Source organism: Mesorhizobium sp. Cs1299R1N1, assembly GCF_037179655.1.
Taxonomy (GTDB): Bacteria; Pseudomonadota; Alphaproteobacteria; order Rhizobiales; family Rhizobiaceae; genus Mesorhizobium; species Mesorhizobium salmacidum.
Genome location: NZ_JAPYKR010000012.1, coordinates 70001 through 94193, shown reverse-complemented (window position 1 = coordinate 94193; position 24193 = coordinate 70001). Strand labels below are relative to the sequence as shown.

Annotated in this window: 25 protein-coding genes; 13 read left to right on the top strand and 12 right to left on the bottom strand. The window is 64.1% G+C overall.

Features of this window, described 5'->3' with window-relative positions:
• Positions 1-132: 132 nt before the first annotated feature.
• Positions 133-582: an RrF2 family transcriptional regulator gene (locus tag O7A70_RS24770; RefSeq protein WP_337142740.1), complete on the top strand. Its 450-nt coding sequence runs from the start codon at positions 133-135 to the stop codon at positions 580-582.
• A gap of 10 nt (positions 583-592) precedes the next feature.
• The gene (locus O7A70_RS24765) at positions 593-1744 is read left to right on the top strand and encodes a hypothetical protein (RefSeq protein WP_337142739.1); all 1152 of its coding nucleotides are present in this window, start codon (positions 593-595) and stop codon (positions 1742-1744) included.
• Here the strand turns inward: O7A70_RS24765 and O7A70_RS24760 are convergent.
• The 7 genes from O7A70_RS24760 to O7A70_RS24730 form a co-directional block, all read right to left on the bottom strand.
• Positions 1739-2287 carry a gluconokinase gene (locus tag O7A70_RS24760; protein WP_337142738.1) on the bottom strand — a complete coding sequence of 183 codons (549 nt, stop codon included), beginning with the start codon at positions 2285-2287 and terminating at the stop codon, positions 1739-1741. The two genes, O7A70_RS24765 and O7A70_RS24760, sit on opposite strands and share 6 nt — an antisense overlap.
• Positions 2288-2289: 2 nt before the next feature.
• Entirely contained in the window at positions 2290-3276 is a 987-nt protein-coding gene (locus tag O7A70_RS24755; RefSeq protein ID WP_337142737.1) for an ABC transporter permease, read from the bottom strand.
• Positions 3273-4253 carry an ABC transporter permease gene (locus O7A70_RS24750; protein WP_027141559.1) on the bottom strand — a complete coding sequence of 327 codons (981 nt, stop codon included), beginning with the start codon at positions 4251-4253 and terminating at the stop codon, positions 3273-3275. The genes O7A70_RS24755 and O7A70_RS24750 overlap by 4 nt, the downstream gene beginning before the upstream one ends.
• A complete protein-coding gene (locus O7A70_RS24745; RefSeq protein WP_337142736.1) occupies positions 4250-5797 on the bottom strand; it encodes a sugar ABC transporter ATP-binding protein in 1548 nt (515 codons plus the stop codon). Before O7A70_RS24745 ends, O7A70_RS24750 begins: the two co-directional genes overlap by 4 nt.
• Positions 5798-5874: 77 nt before the next feature.
• On the bottom strand, positions 5875-7002 hold the full coding sequence (locus O7A70_RS24740; protein WP_337105046.1) for a sugar ABC transporter substrate-binding protein: 1128 nt from the start codon (positions 7000-7002) through the stop codon (positions 5875-5877).
• 286 nt (positions 7003-7288) lie between these two features.
• On the bottom strand, positions 7289-8317 hold the full coding sequence (locus O7A70_RS24735) for a LacI family DNA-binding transcriptional regulator (protein WP_027141556.1): 1029 nt from the start codon (positions 8315-8317) through the stop codon (positions 7289-7291).
• Positions 8318-8476: 159 nt separating this feature from the next.
• On the bottom strand, positions 8477-9706 hold the full coding sequence (locus tag O7A70_RS24730) for an MFS transporter (protein ID WP_337142735.1): 1230 nt from the start codon (positions 9704-9706) through the stop codon (positions 8477-8479).
• Between the two features lie 173 nt (positions 9707-9879).
• On the opposite strand from O7A70_RS24730, the gene O7A70_RS24725 reads away from it, so the two are divergent.
• Positions 9880-10170 carry a DUF3175 domain-containing protein gene (locus tag O7A70_RS24725; protein WP_337142734.1) on the top strand — a complete coding sequence of 97 codons (291 nt, stop codon included), beginning with the start codon at positions 9880-9882 and terminating at the stop codon, positions 10168-10170.
• Between the two features lie 41 nt (positions 10171-10211).
• Here O7A70_RS24725 and O7A70_RS24720 read toward each other — a convergent pair whose 3' ends face one another.
• From O7A70_RS24720 to O7A70_RS24710, 3 genes are all read right to left on the bottom strand, one after another.
• Positions 10212-10655: an SRPBCC family protein gene (locus tag O7A70_RS24720; RefSeq protein WP_337142733.1), complete on the bottom strand. Its 444-nt coding sequence runs from the start codon at positions 10653-10655 to the stop codon at positions 10212-10214.
• A 162-nt stretch (positions 10656-10817) separates the two neighbouring features.
• A complete protein-coding gene (locus tag O7A70_RS24715; RefSeq protein ID WP_027141552.1) occupies positions 10818-11594 on the bottom strand; it encodes a FadR/GntR family transcriptional regulator in 777 nt (258 codons plus the stop codon).
• 101 nt (positions 11595-11695) lie between these two features.
• Complete coding sequence (locus O7A70_RS24710) at positions 11696-12592, bottom strand: NAD-dependent epimerase/dehydratase family protein (protein WP_337142732.1); 897 nt, start codon at positions 12590-12592, stop codon at positions 11696-11698.
• A 120-nt stretch (positions 12593-12712) separates the two neighbouring features.
• On the opposite strand from O7A70_RS24710, the gene O7A70_RS24705 reads away from it, so the two are divergent.
• On the top strand, positions 12713-13651 hold the full coding sequence (locus O7A70_RS24705) for an NAD(P)-dependent oxidoreductase (protein WP_140747654.1): 939 nt from the start codon (positions 12713-12715) through the stop codon (positions 13649-13651).
• A 21-nt stretch (positions 13652-13672) separates the two neighbouring features.
• Here O7A70_RS24705 and O7A70_RS24700 read toward each other — a convergent pair whose 3' ends face one another.
• Together O7A70_RS24700 and O7A70_RS24695 are read right to left on the bottom strand one after the other, a co-directional pair.
• A complete protein-coding gene (locus O7A70_RS24700; protein WP_337142731.1) occupies positions 13673-14455 on the bottom strand; it encodes a FadR/GntR family transcriptional regulator in 783 nt (260 codons plus the stop codon).
• A gap of 186 nt (positions 14456-14641) precedes the next feature.
• Positions 14642-15631: a sugar-binding protein gene (locus O7A70_RS24695; RefSeq protein ID WP_337129282.1), complete on the bottom strand. Its 990-nt coding sequence runs from the start codon at positions 15629-15631 to the stop codon at positions 14642-14644.
• Between the two features lie 447 nt (positions 15632-16078).
• On the opposite strand from O7A70_RS24695, the gene O7A70_RS24690 reads away from it, so the two are divergent.
• The 9 genes from O7A70_RS24690 (at position 16079) to O7A70_RS24650 (ending at position 24145) form a co-directional block, all read left to right on the top strand.
• Positions 16079-16822, top strand: a complete 744-nt coding sequence (locus O7A70_RS24690; protein WP_027141547.1) for an ATP-binding cassette domain-containing protein — start codon at positions 16079-16081, stop codon at positions 16820-16822.
• Positions 16823-16874: 52 nt separating this feature from the next.
• Complete coding sequence (locus O7A70_RS24685) at positions 16875-17873, top strand: ABC transporter permease (RefSeq protein ID WP_140502312.1); 999 nt, start codon at positions 16875-16877, stop codon at positions 17871-17873.
• A gap of 272 nt (positions 17874-18145) precedes the next feature.
• Positions 18146-18973 carry an AraC family transcriptional regulator gene (locus O7A70_RS24680; RefSeq protein WP_337142730.1) on the top strand — a complete coding sequence of 276 codons (828 nt, stop codon included), beginning with the start codon at positions 18146-18148 and terminating at the stop codon, positions 18971-18973.
• A 115-nt stretch (positions 18974-19088) separates the two neighbouring features.
• Positions 19089-19532 carry an SRPBCC family protein gene (locus tag O7A70_RS24675; RefSeq protein WP_337142729.1) on the top strand — a complete coding sequence of 148 codons (444 nt, stop codon included), beginning with the start codon at positions 19089-19091 and terminating at the stop codon, positions 19530-19532.
• A gap of 11 nt (positions 19533-19543) precedes the next feature.
• Entirely contained in the window at positions 19544-20332 is a 789-nt protein-coding gene (locus tag O7A70_RS24670; RefSeq protein WP_337142728.1) for an FAD binding domain-containing protein, read from the top strand.
• A gap of 57 nt (positions 20333-20389) precedes the next feature.
• A complete protein-coding gene (locus O7A70_RS24665; RefSeq protein WP_337142727.1) occupies positions 20390-20872 on the top strand; it encodes a (2Fe-2S)-binding protein in 483 nt (160 codons plus the stop codon).
• An 11-nt stretch (positions 20873-20883) separates the two neighbouring features.
• Positions 20884-22251, top strand: a complete 1368-nt coding sequence (locus O7A70_RS24660; RefSeq protein WP_337142726.1) for a xanthine dehydrogenase family protein molybdopterin-binding subunit — start codon at positions 20884-20886, stop codon at positions 22249-22251.
• 1 nt (position 22252) lies between these two features.
• Positions 22253-23254 carry a xanthine dehydrogenase family protein molybdopterin-binding subunit gene (locus tag O7A70_RS24655; RefSeq protein ID WP_027050994.1) on the top strand — a complete coding sequence of 334 codons (1002 nt, stop codon included), beginning with the start codon at positions 22253-22255 and terminating at the stop codon, positions 23252-23254.
• A 9-nt stretch (positions 23255-23263) separates the two neighbouring features.
• Positions 23264-24145 (top strand): AAA family ATPase, encoded by an 882-nt coding sequence (locus tag O7A70_RS24650; protein WP_337142725.1) that lies wholly within the window; start codon positions 23264-23266, stop codon positions 24143-24145.
• Positions 24146-24193 lie beyond the last annotated feature (48 nt).

Below are 24193 nucleotides of genomic sequence, written 5' to 3'. Positions count from 1 at the left end.
GTTTGTGCCTAACATGGCTTCCAATGGCTTTGTTTCGCGAAACGGCGGCGTGCGGAAGCAACGCCGTCATCATTTGCACACAAACAGCCGCCAGATGCGGGGTGGTTGGGGCTTCAACGGGTTGACTCGGGCATGCTGACGAAAAAAGGCAAATACGGCCTCAAGGCCCTCGTGCATCTTTCCAATCTTCCGGTTGGCCAACTGGCCTTCGTCAACGACATCGCCGTCGCCAACAACATCCCGAAGAAATTCCTCGATGCCATCCTGGGCGAATTGCGCAACGCCGGCTTCGTCCAGAGCCGCAAGGGCAAGGAAGGTGGCTACCGTCTCGCCCGCCCCGCTTCCGAGATCAAGATCGGCCACGTCGTGCGCGTGCTCGACGGGCCGCTGGCGCCGATACCTTGCGCCAGCCGCACGCAGTACCAGCGCTGCGAGGATTGTGATGAAGCGACCTGCCAAGTCCGGCACATGATGCTGGAAGTGCGCCAGGCGATTGCCGAGGTGCTGGACAACCGTAGCCTCGCCGCCTTGCGCGATGCCGACAATGACGATTTCCCGGTCGAGTTGACATCGCAGATCTAGAGCCGGGTGGATGAGGCTGTCGAGGTTTACGAAATCCCGAAAAGCCGCACGCAAGCAGCCATCGATAGCCAGCTTTCGCACCGAGATCATCGCCGACGTCTTTGTCCCCGAATATGCCGAGGAGGTGCGCTTTTTCAGCCGCAAGGTGGTTAGTCCCGGCAGGCTCCGCCGCTTCTCCACCAGGGATCTTCGCGAGAGCCTGATTGCTCTCTTCTATCTCGCGGTCGCGGCAGCACTGCCGGTTCGCTGGTGGTCGCCGATCTGCGATTGGGCGTCGAGGTTTCGCCTGAAGCGCCATATGCGCAAGGATTTCCGCTTCTACGCCGCCGCAACGCGCGCGGTGCTCGGCGACGGCATCGATGCACGCAAGCTGTTCGAGGCATTGCTCGCGGCGCGCCATCGCCGCCGCATGCAACTCGCCGCGCATCTGGTCGCCGGTCGCTGGACGCCGACGATCCGGCTGGAAGGGCTCGAGGGCTTGCAGGCAGCCTTGCAACGCGGCCACGGCGCGATCCTCTGGTGCGATCAATTCACCGCCCATACGATAATCGGCAAGCGCGCCATACATGAGGCCGGCATCGGAGCGCATCAGGTCAGCGTCAACACGCATGGCGTGTCCGAGACGGAATTCGGCCAGCGCTTCCTCAACCCGCCAATGGTTCATGTCGAGAACCGGTTCCTGAAAAGCCGGATCGTCTTCGACCGCGACGACGCCTATCAGGTCACCATCCGCATTCAAAAGATGTTGAAGCGGAACGGCGTCGTGCTGATGACCAACACCATCCATGCCGGCTCGACCTTCACCGAAACCGCCCTGGGCGAAAGCGGCTGGACACACCTTGCCTCGGCACCGGCGAATTTCGCCGCCCGAGGCAAGACGGCCCTGTTTGCCATGTCGACTTTCGAGGTGGTGCCCTTCCGGGAATACCGGGCCGTCTTGAGCCCGGAACTGATGCCGGCGGCACCGGCGCTCCCGGCAGTGGACACCACCAGGGACGGAGCCAAGAACATGGCCCTGCAGGCACACTATATCCTGCTGAAGCGCGACCGCCTGCTGGAGGCGCTGAAGCAGTGCCCCGAGCAGATGATGTCCTGGTCGCGCCATGAACGGTTGACAGAGGCTCAGGACAGGATCGGCTTCAGCGAAGAAGAAGGCTCATGACCGGCGCATCGAGCGCATTGCCTGGCCGACGAGTTCGTCGACCGGCCGCGTCGCGTCGAGCGTCAATGCCCGCTCATCGGCACCTGGCGGCTCCAGGATGGCGAACTGGCTGTCGACCAGGCTTGCCGGCATGAAATGGCCCTTGCGGCCGGCGACCCGCTGCCGCGCGGTGGCCGGATCGATCTCCAGATAGAGGAAGATGATGTCAGGGCAGAAGCCGCGCAGGCGCTCGCGATAGCCGCGCTTCAGCGCCGAGCAGGCTGCAACCACGCCCTGTCCCTTGGCGATCGAGGCCGCGATGCGCTCGCCGATCGCGTCGAGCCAGCCTTCGCGCAGCTGGTCGGTGAGCGGTTCGCCCCGCGCCATGCGGGCAACGTTTTCGGGCGGATGCAGCCTGTCGCCCTCGATGAAGACGGCACCCAGCGCGTCGGCCAGCGCGATACCGACGGCTGACTTGCCGCAGCCGGCGACGCCCATCACCACGACGGCCGAAGGCGCCAAACCGGAAGCGCGCGTCGGTGCCTGCGCTGCGTTTTCGTCCACCGTCAGCGGCTCGCCGGCGCGCGGCCATAGAGCAGGAGCATGGCGACGATGACGACGCCGTAGATGATCTGCCGTCCCGCTTCCGGCATCTGCATGACCGACAGGATGGATTGCAGCAGCGTGATCAGGATCACGCCGGCGACCGTGCCGAGATAGGAGCCGCGTCCGCCCAGGATCGAGGTGCCGCCGAGCACCACGGCCGCGATCGACGGCAGCAGATAGGCGTCACCCATCGATTGCGCCGCCTTGGAGGCGTAGCCGGCCAGCAGCACGCCGCCAAAGGCGGAGAGTCCGCCGGAGACGGCGAAGGCGATCATCACCACGCGTCTCGTGTCGATGCCGGAAAGATAGGCGGCGCGCTCGCGGTTGCCGATGCCATAGACCGCGCGGCCAAAGCCGCTACGGCTCAGCACGAACACCATTGCGGCCCCGATCAGCGCCCAGATGATGACCGCGTTGGGGACGCCCGGAATGGTGAAGCCGGTGGCCAGGTAGCGCATGGCGCCGGTGGCCGAATCCTGCGGCGAGAAACCGCCGGTGTAGACCACCATCAGCCCTTGCGCGACGGCGTTGGTGGCGAGCGTGATGATCATCGAGGGGATGCGCAGATAGGCGACGCCGATGCCATTGACGATGCCGATCAGCACGCCGCAGAAGATGCCGAACGGGATCGCCAATGCCACGCCAGCCGGACCGTAGGCTGCCGCCGCGCAGGCCATCATCGCGCCCGCCGCCACCGACCACGGTACGGACAGGTCGATCTGGCCGAGCAGGATGACCAGCATCATGCCGGTGGCGATGACGCCGAGGAACGAGGCGACCTTGAGCTGCTGCAAGAGATATTCAGGCGACAGGAAGCTGCGCGAATAGAGGCTGCCGACCAACAGCAGCACCACGATGCAGGCAAAGGCGGTCAGCACCGCCGGATCGGCGCGGCGGATGAATTTGGGCATGCGGCCGGCAATGCCGCCCAAGGTCGTATCGCTCACAGGAACCACTCCAGCCGGTTGCGGACCCGAAACAGGGCGAAGGCGCCGAGGCTGACGGCGACCAGCAGGATAACGCCCTGGAACAGCGGCTGCCAGAGCGGATCGAAATCGAACACGAACAACAGGTCGCCGATGGTGCGGAAGGCCAGCGCGCCGAAGATGGCGCCGATGGCGCTTCCCTTGCCGCCGAACAGCGACACGCCGCCCAGCACCACGGCCGCGATCGAGAACAGCGTATAGGCGTTGCCGCTGGCATAGGCGGCCTCGCCCGTATAGGTGAAAAAGGTCAGGAACAGCCCGCCGATCGCGGCCAGCAGCCCCGCAAGCGTGTAAGCGGCGAACTTGCCGCGCCTTATCGGCACGCCCGACATATAGGCAGCCGTTTCCGAAGAGCCGGCCGCGTAGGCGGCACGGCCGAGTACCGAGCGGCTGAACGGCACCCAGATCAACAGCACGACCGCCAGCAGCACGACCAGGCTTGCCGGCACCAGATCGAACAGACGTCCTGTCATAGCATCGGCCAGATCCTCGTTGACCGAGCCGCCCGGAAAGGGCCGCAGCAAAAGGCCGATGCCGTAGTAGACCGCGCCGGTGGCGATGGTCGCGACGATCGGCTGCAGCCTTCCGTAGATCACGATGGCGCCGTTGATCGCGCCGCACAGAAGTCCCGCCACCAGCACGGCGATGACGCCGAGTGTGGTCTGCATCGGCGTGCCGACCACCAGCCAGGAGGCCAGGCAGTTGGTGAGCAGGAAGATCATGCCGACGGACAGGTCGATGCCGGAGGTGATGACGACCAGCGTCTGCGCCATGGCGACGAAGGCGAGCAGCACGCCCTTGTTCGCTGCCGTCTGCACGACATTGGCGGTGAAGCCCGCCGGATGGTTCGAGGTGTAGATGACGAACATGACGATGAAGATGCCGAGCGCCAGCAGCGTTCCGCGCTGCTCGGCCAGCCAATAGCGCCAATCTTTCACACGCTTGCTCCCAGGCCCACGGGGCTCTCCTCGCCATGGATGTTGAGCGCGCTCGATATCAGCGCTCGTTCGGTGATCTCGGCGCCGACCAGTTCGCGCTTGACCGCCCCGTCATAGAGCACCAGCACCCGGTCGCAGCAGCCGATCAGCTCGTCATAGTCGGTCGAATAGAACAGGATCGCCGCGCCCGCGTCCGCCAGCTTGCGCATCAGTTGATAGATTTCCTGCTTGGTGCCGACATCGATGCCGCGCGTCGGATCGTTGAGCAGGATGATGCGCGGCTGGCGCATCAGCCATTTGGCGATCACCACCTTCTGCTGGTTACCGCCCGACAGCGCGCCGACCGGAATATCGAGCCCCGCCGTCTTGATCGCCAGAAGGCCGACCATGTCGTCGATCAGCCGCTGCTCGGCGGCGCGGTCGATGATGCCGCCTTTCGACAGCCGGTCGAGCGCGGCGAAGGACAGGTTTTCGCGCACCGTCATCGGCAGCATCAGTCCTTCGGTCTTGCGGTCTTCCGGGATGAGCGCCATGCCGATGCCATCCTCGCGGGCCACCGCCGGACTGGTGATCGTCACCGGCTTGCCGTCGATCAGCACCTCGCCCGAGAGGCCGCGCAGCACACCGAAGAAAGCAAGCAGCAATTCGCGCTGGCCCTGGCCGTCGAGCCCGCCGAGGCCGACGACCTCGCCTGCCCTGACGGTGAGCGAGATGTTATCCAGCCGGTCGGCCCAGGACAATTTGCGCGCCTCGAGCCGGGGGGCAACGCCGGCCGGTGCCGCCGCCGGCTTGGGCGGAAAAATATGGCTGTATTCGCGGCCGATCATCAGCTCGACCACCTCGTTGTCGCTCTTCGAGCCGGCCTTGTAGCTGGCGACATTGCGGCCGTTGCGGAACACCGTGCAGTGGTCGGCCAGTTCGGCGATCTCGTTCATGCGGTGGGAGATGTAGAGCAGCGCCAGCCCTTCCGAGCGCAGCCGCTTCAGCACGCCGAAGATCTTCGCGACATCCGCTGCCGTCAGCGCCGACGTCGCCTCGTCGAGGATGAGGATGCGTGGTTTGCGCGCCAGCGCCTTGGCGATCTCCACCATCTGCCGGCGCGACAGCGGCAGGTCCTTGACCAGCGCCAGCGGATGGATGTCGGCGGCGCCCGCGCGCGCCAGCGCGTCCTCGGCGACGCGGCGTTGCGCCTTGCGGTCGATCATACCGAAGCGTTTGGGCGGATCCGAAATGACGATGTTGTCGGCGACGCTGAGTTCGGGGATCAGCGACAATTCCTGGAAGATGCAGACGATGCCGGCCTTGTTCGCCGCACCGGGCGAGGCGAAGGTCACTTCGTGCCCATCCAGCATCATACGGCCTTCGTCGGGCGCCACGACACCGGCCATGACCTTGATCAATGTCGACTTGCCGGCGCCGTTTTCACCGAGGATGGCGTGGATGCTGCCGGTGGAAACCGTCAGCTCGGCCTTTTCCAGCGCCCGCACGCCGCCATAGCGCTTGGAAATGCCTTCCATGCGAAAGAGTGGAGCCGCACCGTCCATCAACCCTCCCCGGGGCGATTGTGGGATTGCAGGCTGGCGCCGCGGGGTCATCCGCGGCGCCAGATGATAGCCAGTGACTACTGGTTTTCCTTGCTCTGCCCCATGATTTCCTGGGCACTGAAATTGATGCCGCAGGTCGGGAAGGAGTTGCCGACGAAGAAATTGTCGGACTGGTCGGGGAAGAAATCCTGGCCTGCCTTGAAGTTCGGATCCTCGACAATGGCCAGCGGCAGCTTCACCGATTGCGGCACGACATTGCCTTCGAGGGCCGCGATTGCCGTCTTGATTGCCACGGCCACCTGGGCGGGGCCGGTGCCGGCGGAAGAGCACTTCAAGCCGTCGGCGGCATGCGCGGCACAGAACTTGCGAAAACCGTTCTCCGTCTCGCCGCCGAACGGAACGAATGGATGCTTGGCATCCATCATCGCCTGGACGATGCCGGTGTCGCCGCCTTGCCCGGTGATGCCGTCGAAGGGTCCGTTGGTGGCAATCGCGTCCGCCGTAGCTTTCTGGGCAACGCCGTCGTCCCACTTGCCAACCACCTCGGTGACTTCCCATTTCTTGCCCGAGCCGTCGAGCACCTCGTGGATGCCGGCATGACGGTCCGTGTCAACGGAAGTGCCGGCGACGCCGCGCACTTCGAGCACCTTTCCGCCGTTCGGGACATGTGAGACCAACCACTTGCCCCACAATGCGCCAAGGCCCTTCTGGTCGACATTGACGTTGATGGCATCCTTGGTGTCGAGAATGTTGTCGAAGGCGACCAGCACGACCCCGGCCTCCCTGGCGCGCTTGATGACTGGCCCGAAGGCGGTCGGGTTCTGCGCGTTGACAACGATCGCGTCAAAGCCGGAATCGATGAAATTGTTGATCGCGGAGATCTGCGCCGGGACGTCCTCGCCGGTCGACACGACCTTGAATTCCTTCAGTTTTTTGGCGACATCCGGCTGTGCCGCATACGCCTTGGCGGTCTGCACCATCTGGATACGCCAGGTGTTGGCGATATAGCCGTTGGCGAGCGCGATGCGATATGGGCCGGCTTTCTTGGGGAACTTGAAGAATTGCGTATCGGCTGCCCAGGGGGCAAAGCAGTCCGGCTCGGCTGCTGGTCCCTTGACGACTTCTGGGCCTGCGGCCATCGCCGCTGAGCTCAACATGACGAATGCAGTGGCGGCAACGATGCCACCAACGAGTGACTTGATCATCGATATTCCTCCCAGTTGCAGTTCTGACTTGTTTGTTTAGCTGCAGTACAATGACGTGTTCGCCCCAGCACCTCTCACCCTGGCCACGCACGTCAGGTGGCCCCGGCCGACCTGTTCCTCCTCGTTGCTTCCTTAAGCTGCAACGAAAGTATCATATTATCAATAATAAACAAGGAACATTCTGTCGCTTATGTATAATAAACAACAGTCCGACTTCACACCGGCTCGAATGGTAGCGCTACCAAGAATGCCTGTAAAGGCTGATTTCAGCAGGTTCTAAACTGCTTCAACGTGCCGTGCTCTCGCGGCGCTTGAGCTCGAAGCCAAGGTCGACGACCCGCTGCTCCGGCCTGTCACCCGAAATCGCCGCCAGCGCCATGGCGACCGCGCGCCTGCCGATTTCGTAGCGATGGGTGCGGATGCTGGTGATCGACGGAAAGGCCACCTGCATCATGTCGAGATCGTTGAAGCCGACAATGCCGATGGTCTTCGGTACGTCGATCGAGGCGCGATGGCATTCGAACAGTATGCCGAGCGCGATGTCGTCATTGTTACAGAACACGCCGTCGAGTGTCGGCATTTTGGCAAGCGCATCGCGGAACAGCTCGCGGCCAAGCGGCACGCTGGAAGGCACCGGCGTTGTGGTGATCAGGCGCGGGTCCAGCAGGCCGGCCTTCTCCATCGCCAGCCGGTAACCAGCCAGGCGCCGCTGCGAGCGCGGGTCCATGCGCGCACCGATGAAACCGATCCTGCGATACCCCGCCTCGATCAGGTGCTGGGTCGCCGTCCTGCCGCCTTCGAGATGCGAGAAACCGACCATCATGTCCACGGGATCGGGCCCGGTCTCCATCACCTGAACCACCGGGCAACCGGCATTTTCCAACAGCTTTCGCGAGGTAGGTGTCTGGTCGATGCCGGCAACGATCAGCGCTGCCGGCCGCTGGGAGCCAAACACCTGCAGCAGCCGCTCTTCCTCCAGTCCGGAATAGTGCGTGTTGCCGAGCTGGATGCGGAACGGGCTGTCCGACAGGCTGTCATAGATGCCGCGCACCACCTCCGCGAAGACGTTGTTGGTCAGCGAAGGCACCAGAACGCCGAACACCTCGGCCCGCGCCGAGGCCAATGCACGCGCGTTGGGATCCGGCACATAGCCAAGCTCTTCGATGGCGGCCAGGATCTGGCGGCGCAGTTCCTCGGAAACGCGCTCCGGCTCGCGCAGCGCGCGTGAAACGGTGATGGCGCCGACCCCGGCCTTGCGTGCCACGTCAGATAGGGTCGGGCGGCCACCGCCCCGGCGCGAGCGCGGCTTGATCAAGGCCTTGGCCCATGCGCCTGGCCATTCAAGCACGCCCGCAATGCGATCTTTCCAGCTGTCGCCATCTCACCGGCCTGTTTCAGCACCCATCGGCCTTGGCGTCGCGCAGTGACTGCCTGTTGTCAAGCTGAGCCATTGAGGGGCTGTGCTTGGCTTTCCTCAGGCGGCTACGGCCGCCCTGTGCCTCGCCTTCCACATGAACAGCCCGATCGCCAGTATGTTCAGCAGGTTCCAGGCAATGCCGTTCAGGAACGCGGCGGCGTAGGAGCCCGTCAGGTCGTAGATCCAGCCCGACATCCAGCCGCCGATCGCCATGCCGAAAATCGTCGCCATCATGACGATGCCGATGCGCTGGCCGGCCTCCTTGGCCGGCAGGTATTCGCGCACGATGATCGCGTAGCAAGGCACGATGCCGCCCTGCGACAGGCCGAAGACCAGCGACACGACATAGAGCGAGGCGAGCCCGTCGAACGGGATATAGAACAGCAATGACAGGCATTGCAGCACGGACCCGATAAGCAACGTTTTGACGCCGCCGATCCGGTCGGCGACAAAGCCCGAGGCAAGCCGGCTGACGACGCCCGCGGCCATCATGATCGACAGCATGTCGGCGCCATGCGCCATGCCGTAGCCAAGGTCCATGCAATAGGCGACGATATGCACTTGCGGCATCGACATCGCCACGCAGCAGCCCAGTCCCGCGACGACCAGCAATATCTGCAGCATCGCCGGCGACAATGAAATCGGCTGCACCGGCCGGCTTCCGGGCGAGCCGGCGGCCGTCGCTTCCGGAGCGCCGCGCCGCAGCAACAGCACCAGAGGCACCATGGTGACCAGGCAGAAGATGCCGATGGCGGCATAGGTGAAGCGCCAGCCTTCCGCCTTGATCAGCGTCGGCATGACGGTGGGCCATATCGCTCCAGCGAGGTAATTGCCCGCCGCCGCCGCCGTGACAGCCACGCCGCGCCGGCGGTTGAACCAGTGCGAGATATCGGCAATCAGCGGCCCGAAGATCACCGATGTGCCGACACCGATCAGCACCCCTTGGGCAAGGGTGAATTGCAGGATCGAGGTCGACAGCGCCGCGAGCAGGAGACCGGCGGAGAGCGCGATCGAGGAAAACAGCGCCGGGATCCAGTAGCCCATGCGGTCAATGGCGCGGCCGACCAGCACATTGCCGGCGGCGAAGCCCACCATGGTCGCGGTGTAGGGCATGGATGCCGCGGCGCGGTCGACGCCGAACTCGGCCTGTACCGCTGGCAGCACGACGACAACGGCCCACATGCCGACCGCACCGATCGTCGCCAGCAGCATCGAGATGGCCAGCCGCATCCAGGCGTAGGAACTATCGATGCCGGGGCTGGGCCGGCTCACGTCGGTTCGCGTCAAAGGCGTTTCCTGTCGGCGGTCTCAACCGTTGCTGTTTTGGCCACTATCGACGCATTCTCGGCGCACAGCAGCGCCACAGCGGGCAAATCCGTGGCTCCAGGCCGATGCGAATGCGGGAACCGACGCCAACATCTGGAGTTTCCGATCAGCAACCTTGCAAAGGAGTCCCAGCCATGACCGCCACCAAGCAGAAATGGTCGGCCGAGGTGACCGAGCACAGCAATGCGATGGATCTCGAGGAGCATGTCTTCGAATCCGACGACGCCAAGAAGATCGCCGCCTCGCTCAAGCGATCGGCCGAACACAGCCACCGCCGCAAGGCCGAGCCCTTCCAGTCCGCCATGTCGATGCTGAATTTTTACATCAACAGGGCCGGCAAAAACCTGCCCGCGGCGCGCGAGAAGATCCTTGAGGACGCCAAGGACGAACTGCGCGCCGCATTCGGGCGTCCAAAGGAGGATTAGCCGCCCTCGCCCGCCAATGGCACCTGACTGAATGGGGCGCCCTATTGTTTGATCTCGGGTTCGACGAGCTTGGCCAGGTTCCGTAGCGACTCCTGCCAGCCGAGATAGCAGGCTTCCGCGGGAATGACGTCCGGAATGCCGGCCTGGGTGATGTTCACTTCGGTGCCCACGGACACTTTCTTCAACGTCACGGTCACTTCCATCTCGCCGGGCAGGTTGGGATCGTCGAACCTGTCGGTGTAGCGGACGAGTTCGCCCGCGACGAGTTCGACATACTCACCGCCAAACGAGTGGCTGTCGCCAGTGGTGAAGTTGCGGAACGACATCTTGAACGTGCCGCCGACCTTGCCCTCGAAGTGATGGACCGTGCAGGTGAAGCCGTTCGGCGGAAGCCATTTGGCAAGGGCATCCGCCTCGAGGAACGCGCGGTAGACCTTCTCCGGGCTGGTGGTCAGAACGCGATGCAGACGAACGGTGCTGGGCATGTCAAATTCTCCTTCCTGGTTTCCTGTTCGATACCCCAAGGACGGGGACCACACAGCCCATCCGACACAGGCTCTCGAATTTTTTGGCGGTGCCGGCCTGAATTGCTTCGACGGCCTGCAAGGCGGAAACGCCTGGGGGCCGAATGGCTGTGTCGGTGAATTCTACCGCGAACGGATGACGTTGTCGGTATTGGCCAGCAGCTTGCGCACGGCATTGCGCGCCGCATCGGGCCGCTGCAGGCGGATATTCTTTTCGATCGCCTCGTGCATCTTCTGGGCGAGCTGCAAATCGTCGAGTTCCCGGGTCGTGTAGGTGAACAGGTGATCGAAGGCGGATTCGATCAGCACGCCGAGCGGCACCAGCAGATCATTGCCCGAGGCGCGCAGGATGGCGAGGTGGAAGCGGGTGTCGGCGCGGGTCCGTTCCTGCAAACTTTTCGCCTCGCCCATCTCCCGGCAGGCCTGGCTGATCTCGGCCATCTGCTCGTCGGTCCGCCGCATGGCGGCGAAGGCGGTCGCTTCCGGCTCGATGATGTGGCGGAATTCCTGCACCGTCCTCAAGAACACCTCCCGGTCCGGCGACGTCGCGTACCAGGCAAGCACATCGCGGTCGAGCAGGTTCCAGCGTTCCTTCGGTTCGACCCAACTGCCGATCTTGGGGCGCGATGCCAACAGGCTCTTGGCCATCAGCATCTTGATCGCCTCGCGCACCGCCGACCGGCTGACGCTGAAGGTCTCCGACCATTTGGCTTCATTGGGCAGGATGGTGCCGGGCGGATAGTCGCCGCGCACGATCCGCAGCCCAATCTCGCTCGCCAGCGACGCATGCACGCTGGAGCCCGGGATACGCGCCGCGTCGGGCCGGCGAGCGCCGGTCGGGCGCTCGGCGGCTACAGCCTTTTTGGGCGATTTTTCCTTGTTCGGCCTCGCGTCCCGCATGGGTTCCAGAAAGGCCGGTTTAGGGAAGCTGTCAAGCGCGGTGCGGCCGTGGGGCGGCAAAGCCGGCTTCTATGCACAACCCAGCCGCGATTCGACCACGCTCAGGCGGTCTTGACGTATTTGCGCCAGCTATGCTCGGGCCGGAAGCCGAGCATGTCACGCGCCTTGCGGTTCGACAGCAGCGTCTCGTATTCGCCGAGTTCGCTCTTGACCGGCACGCCGGGATAGAACCGCTTCAAGAGTTCGGCGGTCGGCAGATCGGACGAGGTGTCGTCATTGGCGGCATTGAACACCTGGTAGCCCAGCCCGTCCTTCTCGATGGCGCGCAGCGTGATCTGGCCCAGGTCGCGCGCGTCGATGTAGCTCCAGGCGATACGTTTGCGAAAGCCCGGATCGGCGAACCATTTCGGAAACAGCGAATACTCATGCGGCTCGATGACGTTGCCGATGCGCAAGGCATAGATGTCCGTGCCATTGCGCTGCGCGAAGGCGCGCGCCGTCTTCTCGTTGACGATCTTGGACAGCGCATAGCTATCCATTGGATCGACATCGTAATCCTCGTCGAGCGGGAAATGCGTGGGGTCACGCGGCTCGTTGGCGAACACCAGGCCGTAGGTCGTCTCGCTGGAAGCAATGATCACCTTGCGGATGCCGAGCTTCACCGCGGCTTCGATGACATTGTAGGTGCCCATCGCGTTGATGCGGAACACCTCGTTGTCGGGCGTGATCATGATGCGTGGGATGGCGGCGAAATGCACCACCGCGTCGACCGGCTGCGGACGTAGCGACGGATCGAATTCGTGCAGCCCCATATAGCTCGACAGCGCGTTGAACACCTGGCCGCTGTCGGTGATGTCGGTGATCAGCGTGCGCACCTTGGGATTGTCAAGCGGCCTGGTGTCGATGTTGAGCACCTGGCAACCCTGCTCCAGCAGATATTGCACGACGTGGCGCCCGGCCTTGCCGCTGCCGCCGGTGAACATGATCCGCTTCGTCATTTCTGGTCTCCACGAAAGTCCTGGGATTGACGTGTATTGTCAGACAATATTGCTTTCTGCAACCATCCATGGCTAAAACAGCGGCAACATTATCGATAATCGCAAAACAGGACAGACAGCATGAACACCACCGCCACCAGCGAGAAGATCGGCTTTGTCGGCCTTGGCCTGATGGGTCACGGCATCGCCAAGAACATCGTCGACAAGGGGTACTCCCTGACCTTCCTCGGCCGGAAAAACCGCAAGCCGGCGGAGGATCTCCTCGGCCGAGGCGCCCACGAGGCATCGACCTCCCGCGACGTGGCGGCGGCATCCGATATCGTCTTCATCTGCGTCACCGGCTCGCGCGAGGTGGAGGCCATTATTCGCGGTCCGGGCGGCCTCAAGGAGGGGTTGAAGAAGGGGTCGGTCGTCGTCGACTGCTCCACCTCCGATCCGGTCTCGACGGTTGCACTTGCCGCAGAACTCAACGCGCTTGGCGTGGACTATGTCGACGCGCCGCTCAGCCGCACCCCGAAGGAAGCCTGGGAAGGCACGCTCGACGCCATGGTCGGCGCGCCCGACGCCGTCTTCGCCAGGGTCAAGCCGGTGATCGACACCTGGGCCGGCCGCATCGTCCATATCGGCGACACCGGCGACGGCCACCGCATGAAGCTGCTCAACAATTTCATCTCGCTGGGTTATGCCGCGATCTACTCCGAGGCATTGGCCCTGGCGGAGAAGGTCGGCATCTCGCCGCCGCGTTTCGACAGCGTCATCCGCAACGGCCGCATGGATTGCGGCTTCTACCAGACCTTCATGCGCTGGACGCTGGAAGGTGACCGCGACGCCCACAAATTCACCATCGCCAACGCCTTCAAGGACCTGACCTATCTGGAATCGATGGCCGGTGCGGCTGGCATCGCCAACCCGCTTGGCAACGCCACCAAGAACTCGTTCGCCGGCGCCCACGCAACCGGTCCGGCCGAGCAGTTCGTGCCGATGCTGGCCACGCACATCGCCAAGGTGAATGGCGTCGACCTGATGCCGATGAAGGATGGAAAGAAGCAGACGATCTGAGACCCGGACCGCCGGCGGGCCTTACCGCCGGCCCCTTCCGATCCCTTCGTCGGTGTCGGCAAGCAGCTTGTGCACGGCGCTACGCGCCGCCGCGGGCCGCTGCAGGCGGATGCTCTTCTCGATCGCCTCGTGCAGTTTCTGCGCCCGCCGCTGATCGCCGACCTGGCGCGTGGTGAAGACGAAGAGATGGTCGAGCGCCGATTCGATCAGCACGCCGAGCGGCACCAGGAGGTCGTTGCCCGAGGCCCGCAGGATGGCGAGATGAAAGCGCGTGTCGGCACGGATGCGCTCGGGCAGGTTGGCCGCCTCGCCCATCTCGCGGCAAGCCAGGCTGATCTCGGCCATCTGCTCGTCGCTGCGCCGCATGGCGGCAAAGGCGGACGCCTCCGGTTCGATGATGTGGCGGAACTCCTGAACGGTGCGCAGGAACGCCTCGCGATCCGGCGCGGTCGCATACCAGGCCAACACGTCGCGGTCGAGCAGGTTCCAGCGCTCCTTCGGCTCGACCCAGCTGCCGATCTTGGGGCGCGACGCCAAAAGGCTCTTGGCCATCAGCATTTTGATCGCCTCGCGCACCGCCGAACGGCTGACATTGAAGGTTTCGGCCCATTTGGCCTCATTGGGCAGAATGCTGCCAGGCGGGTAGTCGCCGCGCACGATCCTGAGGCCAATCTCGCTGGCGAGCGAGGCATGGACGCTGGACCCGGGAAAGTGCGCCGCATCCGCCCTGCGCAAGGCTGCCGGGTCGCGACTGGCTTGCGCCCTGGCCCGGCCGGCTTTTCTCTTTGCCTTCTCGTCCGGCATCCACGTTCCAATAGGTCGGCCGCCCGTCACCCGGATTGATCTGAACCCGCGCGGCGCACCGATCCGTTGCCGAAAATCCAAACCACGGACGCGTCAAGGCCGGAGCCTGCTGCCCCAACCAAGGCGTCCTGTTGAAGAATTGGAGAGGAAACGGGGCGCTCGTTGGCGAGCGCCCCGAATCTCGGCCTATTTCTGGATGCAGGTGTCGACCGTGTCCTTGGTGCATTCGTCGAGACCGGTGAACACCGGATCGTCGACCTTCTTGCCTTCGACCAGGTCGATCATCACCGACGGCGCCTTGTAGCCCATTTCGAAGGGCCGCTGGCCGACCAGCGCGGTGACAAGGCCGTCCCTGGCGATCGCCACCTCGTCGCCGATCGTGTCGGCGGCGCCGATGACGAAGTCGTTCTTGGCCAGCCGGTCCTTCAGTGGTCCGACCAGGTCGCGATAGGGCTGCGGCGCGCCGAACAGCGGCCAGCCGCCCATGATGCCGAACGCATCGAGCTTGGGGTTGGCGGCGAGGATGTCGGTCATCGCCTGAACGCCCTTGGCGCCGTCGTCATTGGTGAACACCGGGCAGCCGGCGACTTCCGTCCAGCCGCCTTCGCCGGCAAGTGCCGTGAGGCCTTCCTTGCCTGTCAGCGCGTCGCGCATGCCTTGCGCGCGGCGCAGGATGTTGTCCGCCGCGGGATTGCCCTCGATGGTGCAGATCGTGCCACCATTCGGCTTGGCCTTCTTGATATACTCGCCGATCTTCTTGCCCATCAGATAGTTGTCGGTACCGAGATAGGTCTTGCGCAGTGCCGCGTCCTCCTTGGCGAGGTCGGCGTCGACGGTCATGATCGGGATCGACGGATTGGCGCTCTTGATCGTCTGCGCGATCAGCGGCGCGTTGGACGGCGAGATCGCCATCGCCACCGTGTCGGCCTTGCTCAGCATATCCTGCACGATCTGCGCCTCGCCGGCCTCGTCGGAAGTCGATGCCGGGCCGGTGTAGAAGCATGCATATTCCGAGCTGGCGTTTTCCTTGTTCCACTTCTCGCAACCCTGGTGGATGGCTTCGAAGAATGGATTGTCGAGGCCTTTCACCACGATGACGAGCTGCTTCTTGGCCAAAGCCGGCCCGGCGCCCAACGCCATGGCGGCGACGGCGGCGAGCAATACTGTTTTCCTCATGTCAGTCCTCCCTTGGAAACAGACGGACACGGCGTGCCCGCCACACAAACCAGCCCGGATGCGAGATGACTGAGACGCGTGCGCTCATTCAATCCGGCTAGGCCGATAAGCATTTTCAGATGCGACCAGCTCAGCGATGACGCCGGCAGATCGCCAAAACCCTTCTGCCGGTAGCGCGCCGATGGCGTCGTCAATCCGGCATGTCTTCCTCCGACGCTCAACTAATAACGGCTTGCCGCCAACGTCAATTGCTATTTGTCCTACAAAACGGATTTTTCAAAAACAGCACGGCACTATTCGTCTGACAATTGCCTGTTCGACAATTGACGCCCGCGACGCCATTCGCGTAAATGACCGCATCGCTGTCCCCGGGAGGAGCTGGGGAAAGCCAATGGAAGCCGTCGCCTGTCCGCGGGCGGATGGGCCAGACATGGGAGGCAAAGACTGGTGGCGGTTCTCGAACTCACCAACATCTCGAAGCATTTTGGCGCCATCCAGGCTGTCAACGACGTGTCGCTGTCGATCGAACCGGGCCAGGTTGTCGGCCTGATGGGCGACAATGGCGCCGGCAAGTCGACGCTGGTCAAGATGATAGCCGGCAACTTCCGGCCGAGCCATGGCACGATGCGGATGGACGACAAGGAACTGATCCTGCACAAGCCGGTCGAGGCGCGCCAGCACGGCATCGAGATCGTCCACCAGGACCTGGCGCTCTGCAATAATCTGACGGCGGCGGCCAATGTCTATCTCGGGCGCGAATTGCGCCGTGGCGTCGGCCCGTTCCGCATCCTCGACTATGCCGCGATGTACAAGCGCGCCGGTCAGATCTTCGCCGAGTTGAAATCCGAGACCCGCCCGCGCGACCTCGTCAAGCAGATGTCGGGCGGCCAGCGCCAGGCGGTGGCGATCGCCCGCACCATGCTGTCGCAGGCCAAGATCGTGCTGATGGACGAGCCGACGGCGGCAATCTCGGTGCGGCAGGTGGCCGAAGTGCTGAACCTCATCCGTCATCTGCGCGACCAGGGCATCGCGGTAGTGCTGATCAGCCACCGCATGCCCGACGTCTTCGACGTCGCCGACCGCGTCATCGTCATGCGGCGCGGCAGGAAGGTCGCCGACAAGGCGATCGCGTTGAGTTCGCCCGAGGAAGTCACCGGGCTGATCACCGGCGCCATCGAGCAGGTGGCATGACAATGGCGAACCCGGATTTCACCGCGCATCGGCAGCGCAGGAAAGGTCTATAATGGCAGTCACCCTTGACCAGACGATCGCGCAGAAGCAGCACAGCTTCCTGTCGCGCCTGTTCTCCAGCCAGACTTTCTGGGTGGTGATCGCCGTCATCCTGGCCTGTATTTTCCTGTCCTTCGCCACCGACGCCTTCGCCACCTCGAAGAACCTCTACAACATCACCCGCAACATCACCTTCGTTGCCATCGTCGCGCTCGGCATGACCTTCGTCATCATCACCGGCGGCATCGACCTGTCGGTCGGCTCGGTGCTGTGCCTGTGCTCGATGGTGCTGGCCGTCACCATGCATGCCGGCTATTCGATCGAGATCGGCATTCTGGCCTCGATCGCCACCGCGCTCGTCATCGGTGCCTTCAACGGCATTTTTATCGCCTACCTGGGCTTTCCGCCCTTCGTGGTGACGCTCGGCATGCTGTCGATCGCCCGCAGCCTTGCCATGGTCGCCTCCAACAACACCGTCGTCTTCCAGTTCGGGCCGGACCACGACAAGCTTCTGGCACTCGGCGGCGGCGCCTGGGTGTTCGGCATCGCCAATCCGGTGCTCTACATGATCCTGCTGGCGCTGATCACCGGTTTCATCCTGCGCTGGACGAAGTTCGGCCGCCATATCTTCGCCATTGGCGGCAACGAGCACGCCGCGACGCTGACCGGCGTGCCGGTGCGCCAGATCAAGGTCGCCGTCTACATGATCTCGGCGCTGTCGGCCGGTATTGCCGGCATCATCGAGACCGGCTGGCTCGGCGCCGTCACCACCAATCTCGGCAACGGCATGGAACTGCAGGTGATCGCCGCCACCGTCATCGGCGGCGCCAATCTGGCCGGCGGCGTCGGCACCGCCTTTGGCGCCATCGTCGGTGCTGCCCTCATCGAGGTGATCCGCAACAGCCTTGGCCTGCTTGGCATCAATGCCTTCTGGCAAGGCACCTTCATCGGCGGCGCCATCCTGCTGGCGGTTCTGTTCGACCGCATCCGCAATTTCAGGCGCAGCGACTAGCGCTGCATCCTCCTTCCCCCCTTGTGGGGGAAGGTGGCCTCGCGAAGCGAGGTCGGATGAGGGATGTTCCAGGGAATACCAACGCCTCACTCCGCTGGAAAACCGCGCTCGAGCGCCATTCCTTTCGCCTCCTATCGCTCAGTCTGAAAATCCGTCGCCAGGAACCCTTGCGAGCGTAGGTCCCGGCCCCGTAGCTTGACGCGAGCCAGCACTCAGCCGCACAATCCCCCTGCAGGCGAAGGGAGGCCAGTCGCTTGCGGGAGGATATACCCATGACGGAAGCGATCAGGCTCTACTGGGGCCGGTTCGGACATGTTTCTGTCCTGAATGTCGCGAGCGACTTCGTCACCCATGCCCATGTCGAGGCACATCTGATCATCTGGCTCGAAGGCACTGCCGGCGAGATGACAATCGGCCGTGAGACGGTCCGCCTCGGTCCGGGCATCGCCGCCGGCATCAACTCGCTCCAGCCGCATAGCCACGTCCTGTCCCAGGATGGCAGGCCGGGCCTGTTCCTGGCCTTCTACATCGACCCGGACTGGGCGCGCCGGCGCCGCGACCTGCCGTCCAGCGCGCCGCTGTTCTCGCGGGCGGCGATCGCGCTCGAACCATGGCTGCACCAGGCCGCCGCCAGCCTGCTCGATCATCTCACCGACAATGAAAGCGTCGACGATGTCGCCAATTACGAGATCGAGCGCTTCATCGACTCGGTGCTCGATGCCGCCGACGCTTCGGCACCGCAGGAGGCGCGCGGCCGCATAAACACGATGCAGGATTTCCGCGTCCGCAAGGCGATCCAGCTGATGAAGGCCAATGTCTGCGAGCGAATCTCGTTCGATGACGTCGCCCGCGCCGTTGGCCTGTCCAGGCCGCATTTCTTCGCCTTGTTCAAGGAACAGACCAATCTGACGCCCAACGTCTACTGGAACACGCTGCGCATGGAGGAAGCGGTGCGGCAGTTGCAGTGGTCGCGGGAGCCGCTGATCTCTGTCGCATGCAATCTCGGCTTCACCACGCAAGGCAATTTCTCGCGCTTCTTCCGCGATCATGTCGGCGTGCCGCCGACGCTCTACCGCGAGGCCGCGCGGGCGACGGCCTGAACCGGCAGCCATCTGTTTTTCAGACTGGTTGATACACGCTCAAGACGCATTGATAAGCGCTGCCCGCTCTGGCGCCCTACCCTTGCCGCAACGATCATTCGGAAGGGAACATTTTATGGCGAAAGTCACCATCTCCAGCGTCATCGACGCGCCGGTCGAAAAGGTCTGGGCGCGCATACGCGACTTCAACGGCCTGCCGGGCTGGCATCCGCGCATGGTCGAAAGCCATATCGAAGACGGCGAGGATGCCACCACGATTGGCTGCGTGCGCAATTTCCAGCTCGCCAGCGGCGCCCGCCTGCGCGAAAAACTGCTCGACTTTTCCGATGACAATTTCCTGGTCAGCTATTCCATCCTGGAAACACCGCAGCCGCTCACCAACCACAAGGCGACGCTGCAGCTCAGGCGCGTCACCGACGGCGACCGCACCTATGCCGAATGGACCGCCAGCTTCGACGCGGCCCCGGAGGAAGCCGACAAGCTGGCCGAGGGCATGGGAACCAATGTTTTTCAAGGCGGCTTCAATGCATTGAAGAGCCATTTCGCCGGCCAGAGCTGAAGGACCGGGCCATGGCGCTGGCGCTGCAGACATTCTCGACGGTAAAGGACGCGGATGCCGCCCTGAAGTCCGCCGGCACCCGCTATCTCGGCGGGGGTACACTCGTGGTCCGCGCGGCCAATGAAGGCGACGTCTCGGTCTCCAGCCTTGTCAGGTTGACCGCCCCGGCGCTGTCGGCCATCGCAGTCAGCGGCGGTAAGGTCCGCATCGGCGCCTCGGTAACCATGGCGGAGATCGCCCGCCATCCGGAACTCGGTGCGCTTGCCAAGGCCGCCCGCGCCGTCGGCGGTCCGGCGATCCGCAATATGGCGACCGTCGGCGGCAATCTGTTCGCGCCGGCGCCCTATGGTGATTTCGCCGTCGCCCTGCTGGCACTCGATGCAACGGTCGACACCGCTGAGGGCGAAACACCCATCGAGACTTTCCTGGCCGGGCGGGATGACAGCCGCGCCATCGTCACGTCGGTCAGTTTCACGAAGGCCGACAGCTTCCGCTTCCTCAAAGTGTCGCGGGTCAAGCCCAAGGGAGTCTCGGTGCTCAGCATCGCGGTCGTTTTGGAACAGGCTGGAGACGGGACCGTGTCCTCGGCGCGGATCGCGCTCGGCTGCATGGCCGATCGGCCGATGCGTGCCAAGGCAGCGGAAAAGGCGCTGCTCGGCAGGACGCTCGATCCGGACGGCATCGCGGCAGCGCTGGCCGCCGCCACCAAAGGCACCGCGCCCATCACCGATCCCATCGCCAGCGCCTGGTATCGCGCTGAAGTCCTGCCGGTCCACCTCGGCCGGCTGCTGTTGAGTTAGCCTGAAACACGTCGGGGGCGCGCCCTTGCCTGCGGGGCAGGCGCGCAAGGAGGAAGAATGGCAAAAGTCCCGGTTCAATTCACGCTCAATGGGTCTGAAAAGGCCGAATTCATCGACAGCGGCACGACGTTGCTCAATGCCTTGCGCGACAAGATCGGCGACACCTCGCCGAAGGGCGGCTGCCACCAGGGCACGTGCGGCGCCTGCTCCGTTATTATCGACGGCGAGTTGAGGCTCTCCTGCCTGACGCTGGCCGAGACCTGCAATGGTGCAACGATCACCACCACGTCGGGCCTTGCCGTAGGCGGCGTGCTGCACCCGCTGCAACGGGCTTTTCTCGACACATTCGCCACGCAATGCGGCTTCTGCACGCCGGGCATGATCATGGCGGCCAAGGTGCTGCTCGACCACACTCCCAATCCCAGCCGCGAGGACGTCGTCGAGGCGCTGTCTGGGAACATCTGCCGTTGCACCGGCTACGAGCCGATCATCCAGGCGGTGCTCGCCGCCGCCCGCGCCAATTCGCAGAACGCGGCCTGAGGGACCAAGGAATGGAACTGCGCAAGAGCTACTTCGCCGATGTCCGCAAGGACGATCTGCACGAGATCGGCCAGCCCCGGCCACGCTCGGATTCGCCCGGCCACGTCACCGGCAGAACCGCCTATTTCGCCGACCGTAATTTCCCCGGCATGCTGCACCTCAAGATGGTGCGCAGCCCGCACCACCATGCCCGCATCCGCTCGATCGACACCTCCGAGGCCGAACAACACCCAGGCGTTATCAAGGTGCTGACAGCCAAGGATGTGCCGCACAATGTCTACACCATCCTGATCCTCATCCAGGTCGGACCGGAGGACGAGACGGTGCTGGCCGACGGCAAGGTGCGCTGGAAGGGCGAGGCCGTGGTGGCGGTGCTGGCCGAAACCGAGCGTGCCGCCCAGGAAGCGGCCGCCAAGGTCAAGGTCGACTATGAGGTGCTGCCCGCCGTCTTCGACATGGAGGAAGCGCTGAAGCCCGGCGCGCCCATCGTCAACGAATATCACGGCCAGAACTATTACCTCTATGACAGCGGCGCGTGCCGCAAGGTGCGCTTCGGCGATGTCGAGACGGGCTTTGCTCAAGCCGATCACGTGCTGGAACAAAGCTATCAGTCCTCGCCCATCGAGCACGCGCCGACCGAGACCACCGGCTGCGTGGTGGTGCCCGAGGGCAATGACCGCTTCACCTGCTACACCAACACGCAGGCGATGTTCTTCACCCTCGACAACACATCGATCATCCTGCGGATGCCGGGCAGCAAGCTGCATTTCGTCGGCGGCACGGTCGGCGGCGGTTTCGGCGGCAAGGTCGATGTCATCGTCGAGCCGATCGCCATCCTCGGCGCAAAATTAACCGGGCGACCGGTCTGTTTTATCTACAGCCGCGAGGAGGAGATGCAGATCTCGTCGCCCCGCGCGGCCGAAAAAGTCGTCATCAAGGACGGCGTCATGAAGGACGGCCGCATCGTCGCCAGAAAAGTCACAGGCTACACCGATGCCGGCGCCTACTCCCGCCACTCGCCCTATGGCGCGCAGAAGGGGGCGGGCCACTATCCCGGCCCCTACACCATCCCGAATGTCTGGATCGACACCTACTGCGTCTACACCAACCGCACGCCATCGTCGGCCATGCGCGGCTTCGGCGTCACCATCGGCGATTTCGCGCTGGAGGTTCAGATGGACAAGCTGGCCCGGCTGATCGGCATGGACCCGCTCGAATTCCGTTTCATCAACGCCTATCGCGACGGCGACATGAAGGCGCATCGCCAGCCGACGGAGGGCGCAGCACTGATCGAATGCATGCAGGAAGCCTCGCGCGCCGCCAACTGGCCGGTGGCGGAGAAATTCATGGCGATGTCCTCCTACAAGAGCGGAGCTTGAGATGGCGATCAGGCGCGGACGCGGCGTCGCCGCGATCAACTATCCCACCGGCATGAACCTCGGCGGCGACCCGACCCAGGCGCTGGTGCATTCGACCCCGACCGGCAATTTCATGGTGACGCTGTCGTCGGTCGATCTCGGCCAGGGCATGAAGCAGATCATGGCGCAGATTTGCGCAGAGACGATCGGCGTGCCGACCGACCGCGTCGTTGTCGACACCGCCGACACCGATACCGGCCCGCATTGCATGGGCACCTTCGCTTCGCGCGGCACCCACCGCGCCGGCAACGCCGTCATCCAGGCCGCCAGGGAAGCGCGCCAGGTGATGCTGGAAGTGGCGGCCGAAGAGCTGGAGGTGAACGCCTCGGACCTCGAAACCGACGGCCAGGGCAACATACTGGTCAAGGGCGCGCCGCAGAAGTCGATCTCGATCTTCGATGTCGCGCTGTCGGCGCATTTCAAGCGCGGCCGCTCGATCTCGGGACGAGGCATGTTTTTGATCCCGCGCTCCTATCCGGAGAAGGAAACCGGCGCGATGAAGCCGTCGACCTGTTATGCGCACGCCTGCACGGTGGCGGAAGTCGAGGTCGACGACGAGACCGGCGAAGTCACCGTGCTGACAGTGAAGAACGTCTTCGAGATCGGCCGCGCGCTGAACCCGAAAATGGTCGAGCAGCAACTGGTCGGCGGCTCCTGGATGGGCATCAGCCACGCGCTCTACGAAACGACCGAGCCCTATTATCCCAACCGCGACCATGGCGGCACCGACTTCAACCAGTATCTGATGCCTGGCCCCGGCGACCTCGCCGAGACCGAGATCATCGTGCTGGAGCGTCCCTCGGCCGACGGACCATATGGCGCCAAGGGTCCGGGCGAGATGTGCGCCAACCCGCAAATACCGGCGGTCGCCAATGCCGTCTTCGACGCCGTCGGCGTGCGCATCGACACGCTGCCGATCACGCCCGAGCGCATTTTGCGCGCGCTGAAGGCGCAAGCGAACTGAGTGCCAGAAATGTCCGAGGTGAACACCGAGACTGTCGCGACCTCGCCGGAGGCGGTGGCACAGCATCTCGCCGCCTCGCGCTATCTGGCCGACGACAGCCTCGCCACCGCCATCTTTCTTGCCATCCGGCTCGGCAAGCCGCTGCTGCTCGAAGGCGCGCCGGGCGTCGGCAAGACGGAAGCGGCCAAGGCGATCGCCGAGCTGCTCGGCCGCGAACTGGTGCGTCTGCAATGCTACGAAGGGATCGACGCCGCGCACGCGCTCTACGAGTGGAATTATCAGCGCCAACTGCTCGCCATTCGCCATGCCGGCGAGCATGAGATCGACATCTATGACGACCGTTTCCTCATTGCCCGGCCGCTGCTGCAGGTGTTGAAGGCGCCGCGGCAGCGCGTGCTTTTGGTCGATGAGATCGACCGCTCGGACCATGAATTCGAGGCGCTGCTGCTGGAATTCCTCTCCGACTTCCAGATCAGCATTCCCGAGCGCGGCACCATCCGCGCCGAGGCACAGCCAATCGTCATCCTGACCTCGAACCGCACCCGCGAACTTGCCGAGGCGCTGCGCCGCCGCTGCGTCTATCACTGGATCGGCTATCCCGACGCCGAACGGGAGGCCGCCATCATCATGCTGCGCGCCGGCAATGTCGCGCAGGCCACCGCACGCGCCGTGGCGACAGCGGTGCAGACCATCCGAGCGCGCCCGCTGGCCAAGCCGCCCGGCATCGCCGAGGCGGTCGAATGGGCGAACGCGGCCACCATTCTTGAAAAAGGCGGCAGCCCGTGGCCGGAAGCCTTCCGCCGCGCCATCGGCGTGCTGATCAAGGACGAGGAAGACCTCTCCTACATCGCGCCCGAGCTTGGCAGCATCGTCGAGGAGGCGCTGGCGTGAGATCCCACCGGCGCAATCCGCAACGCTGGCGGGACAGTGCCCCCCTCT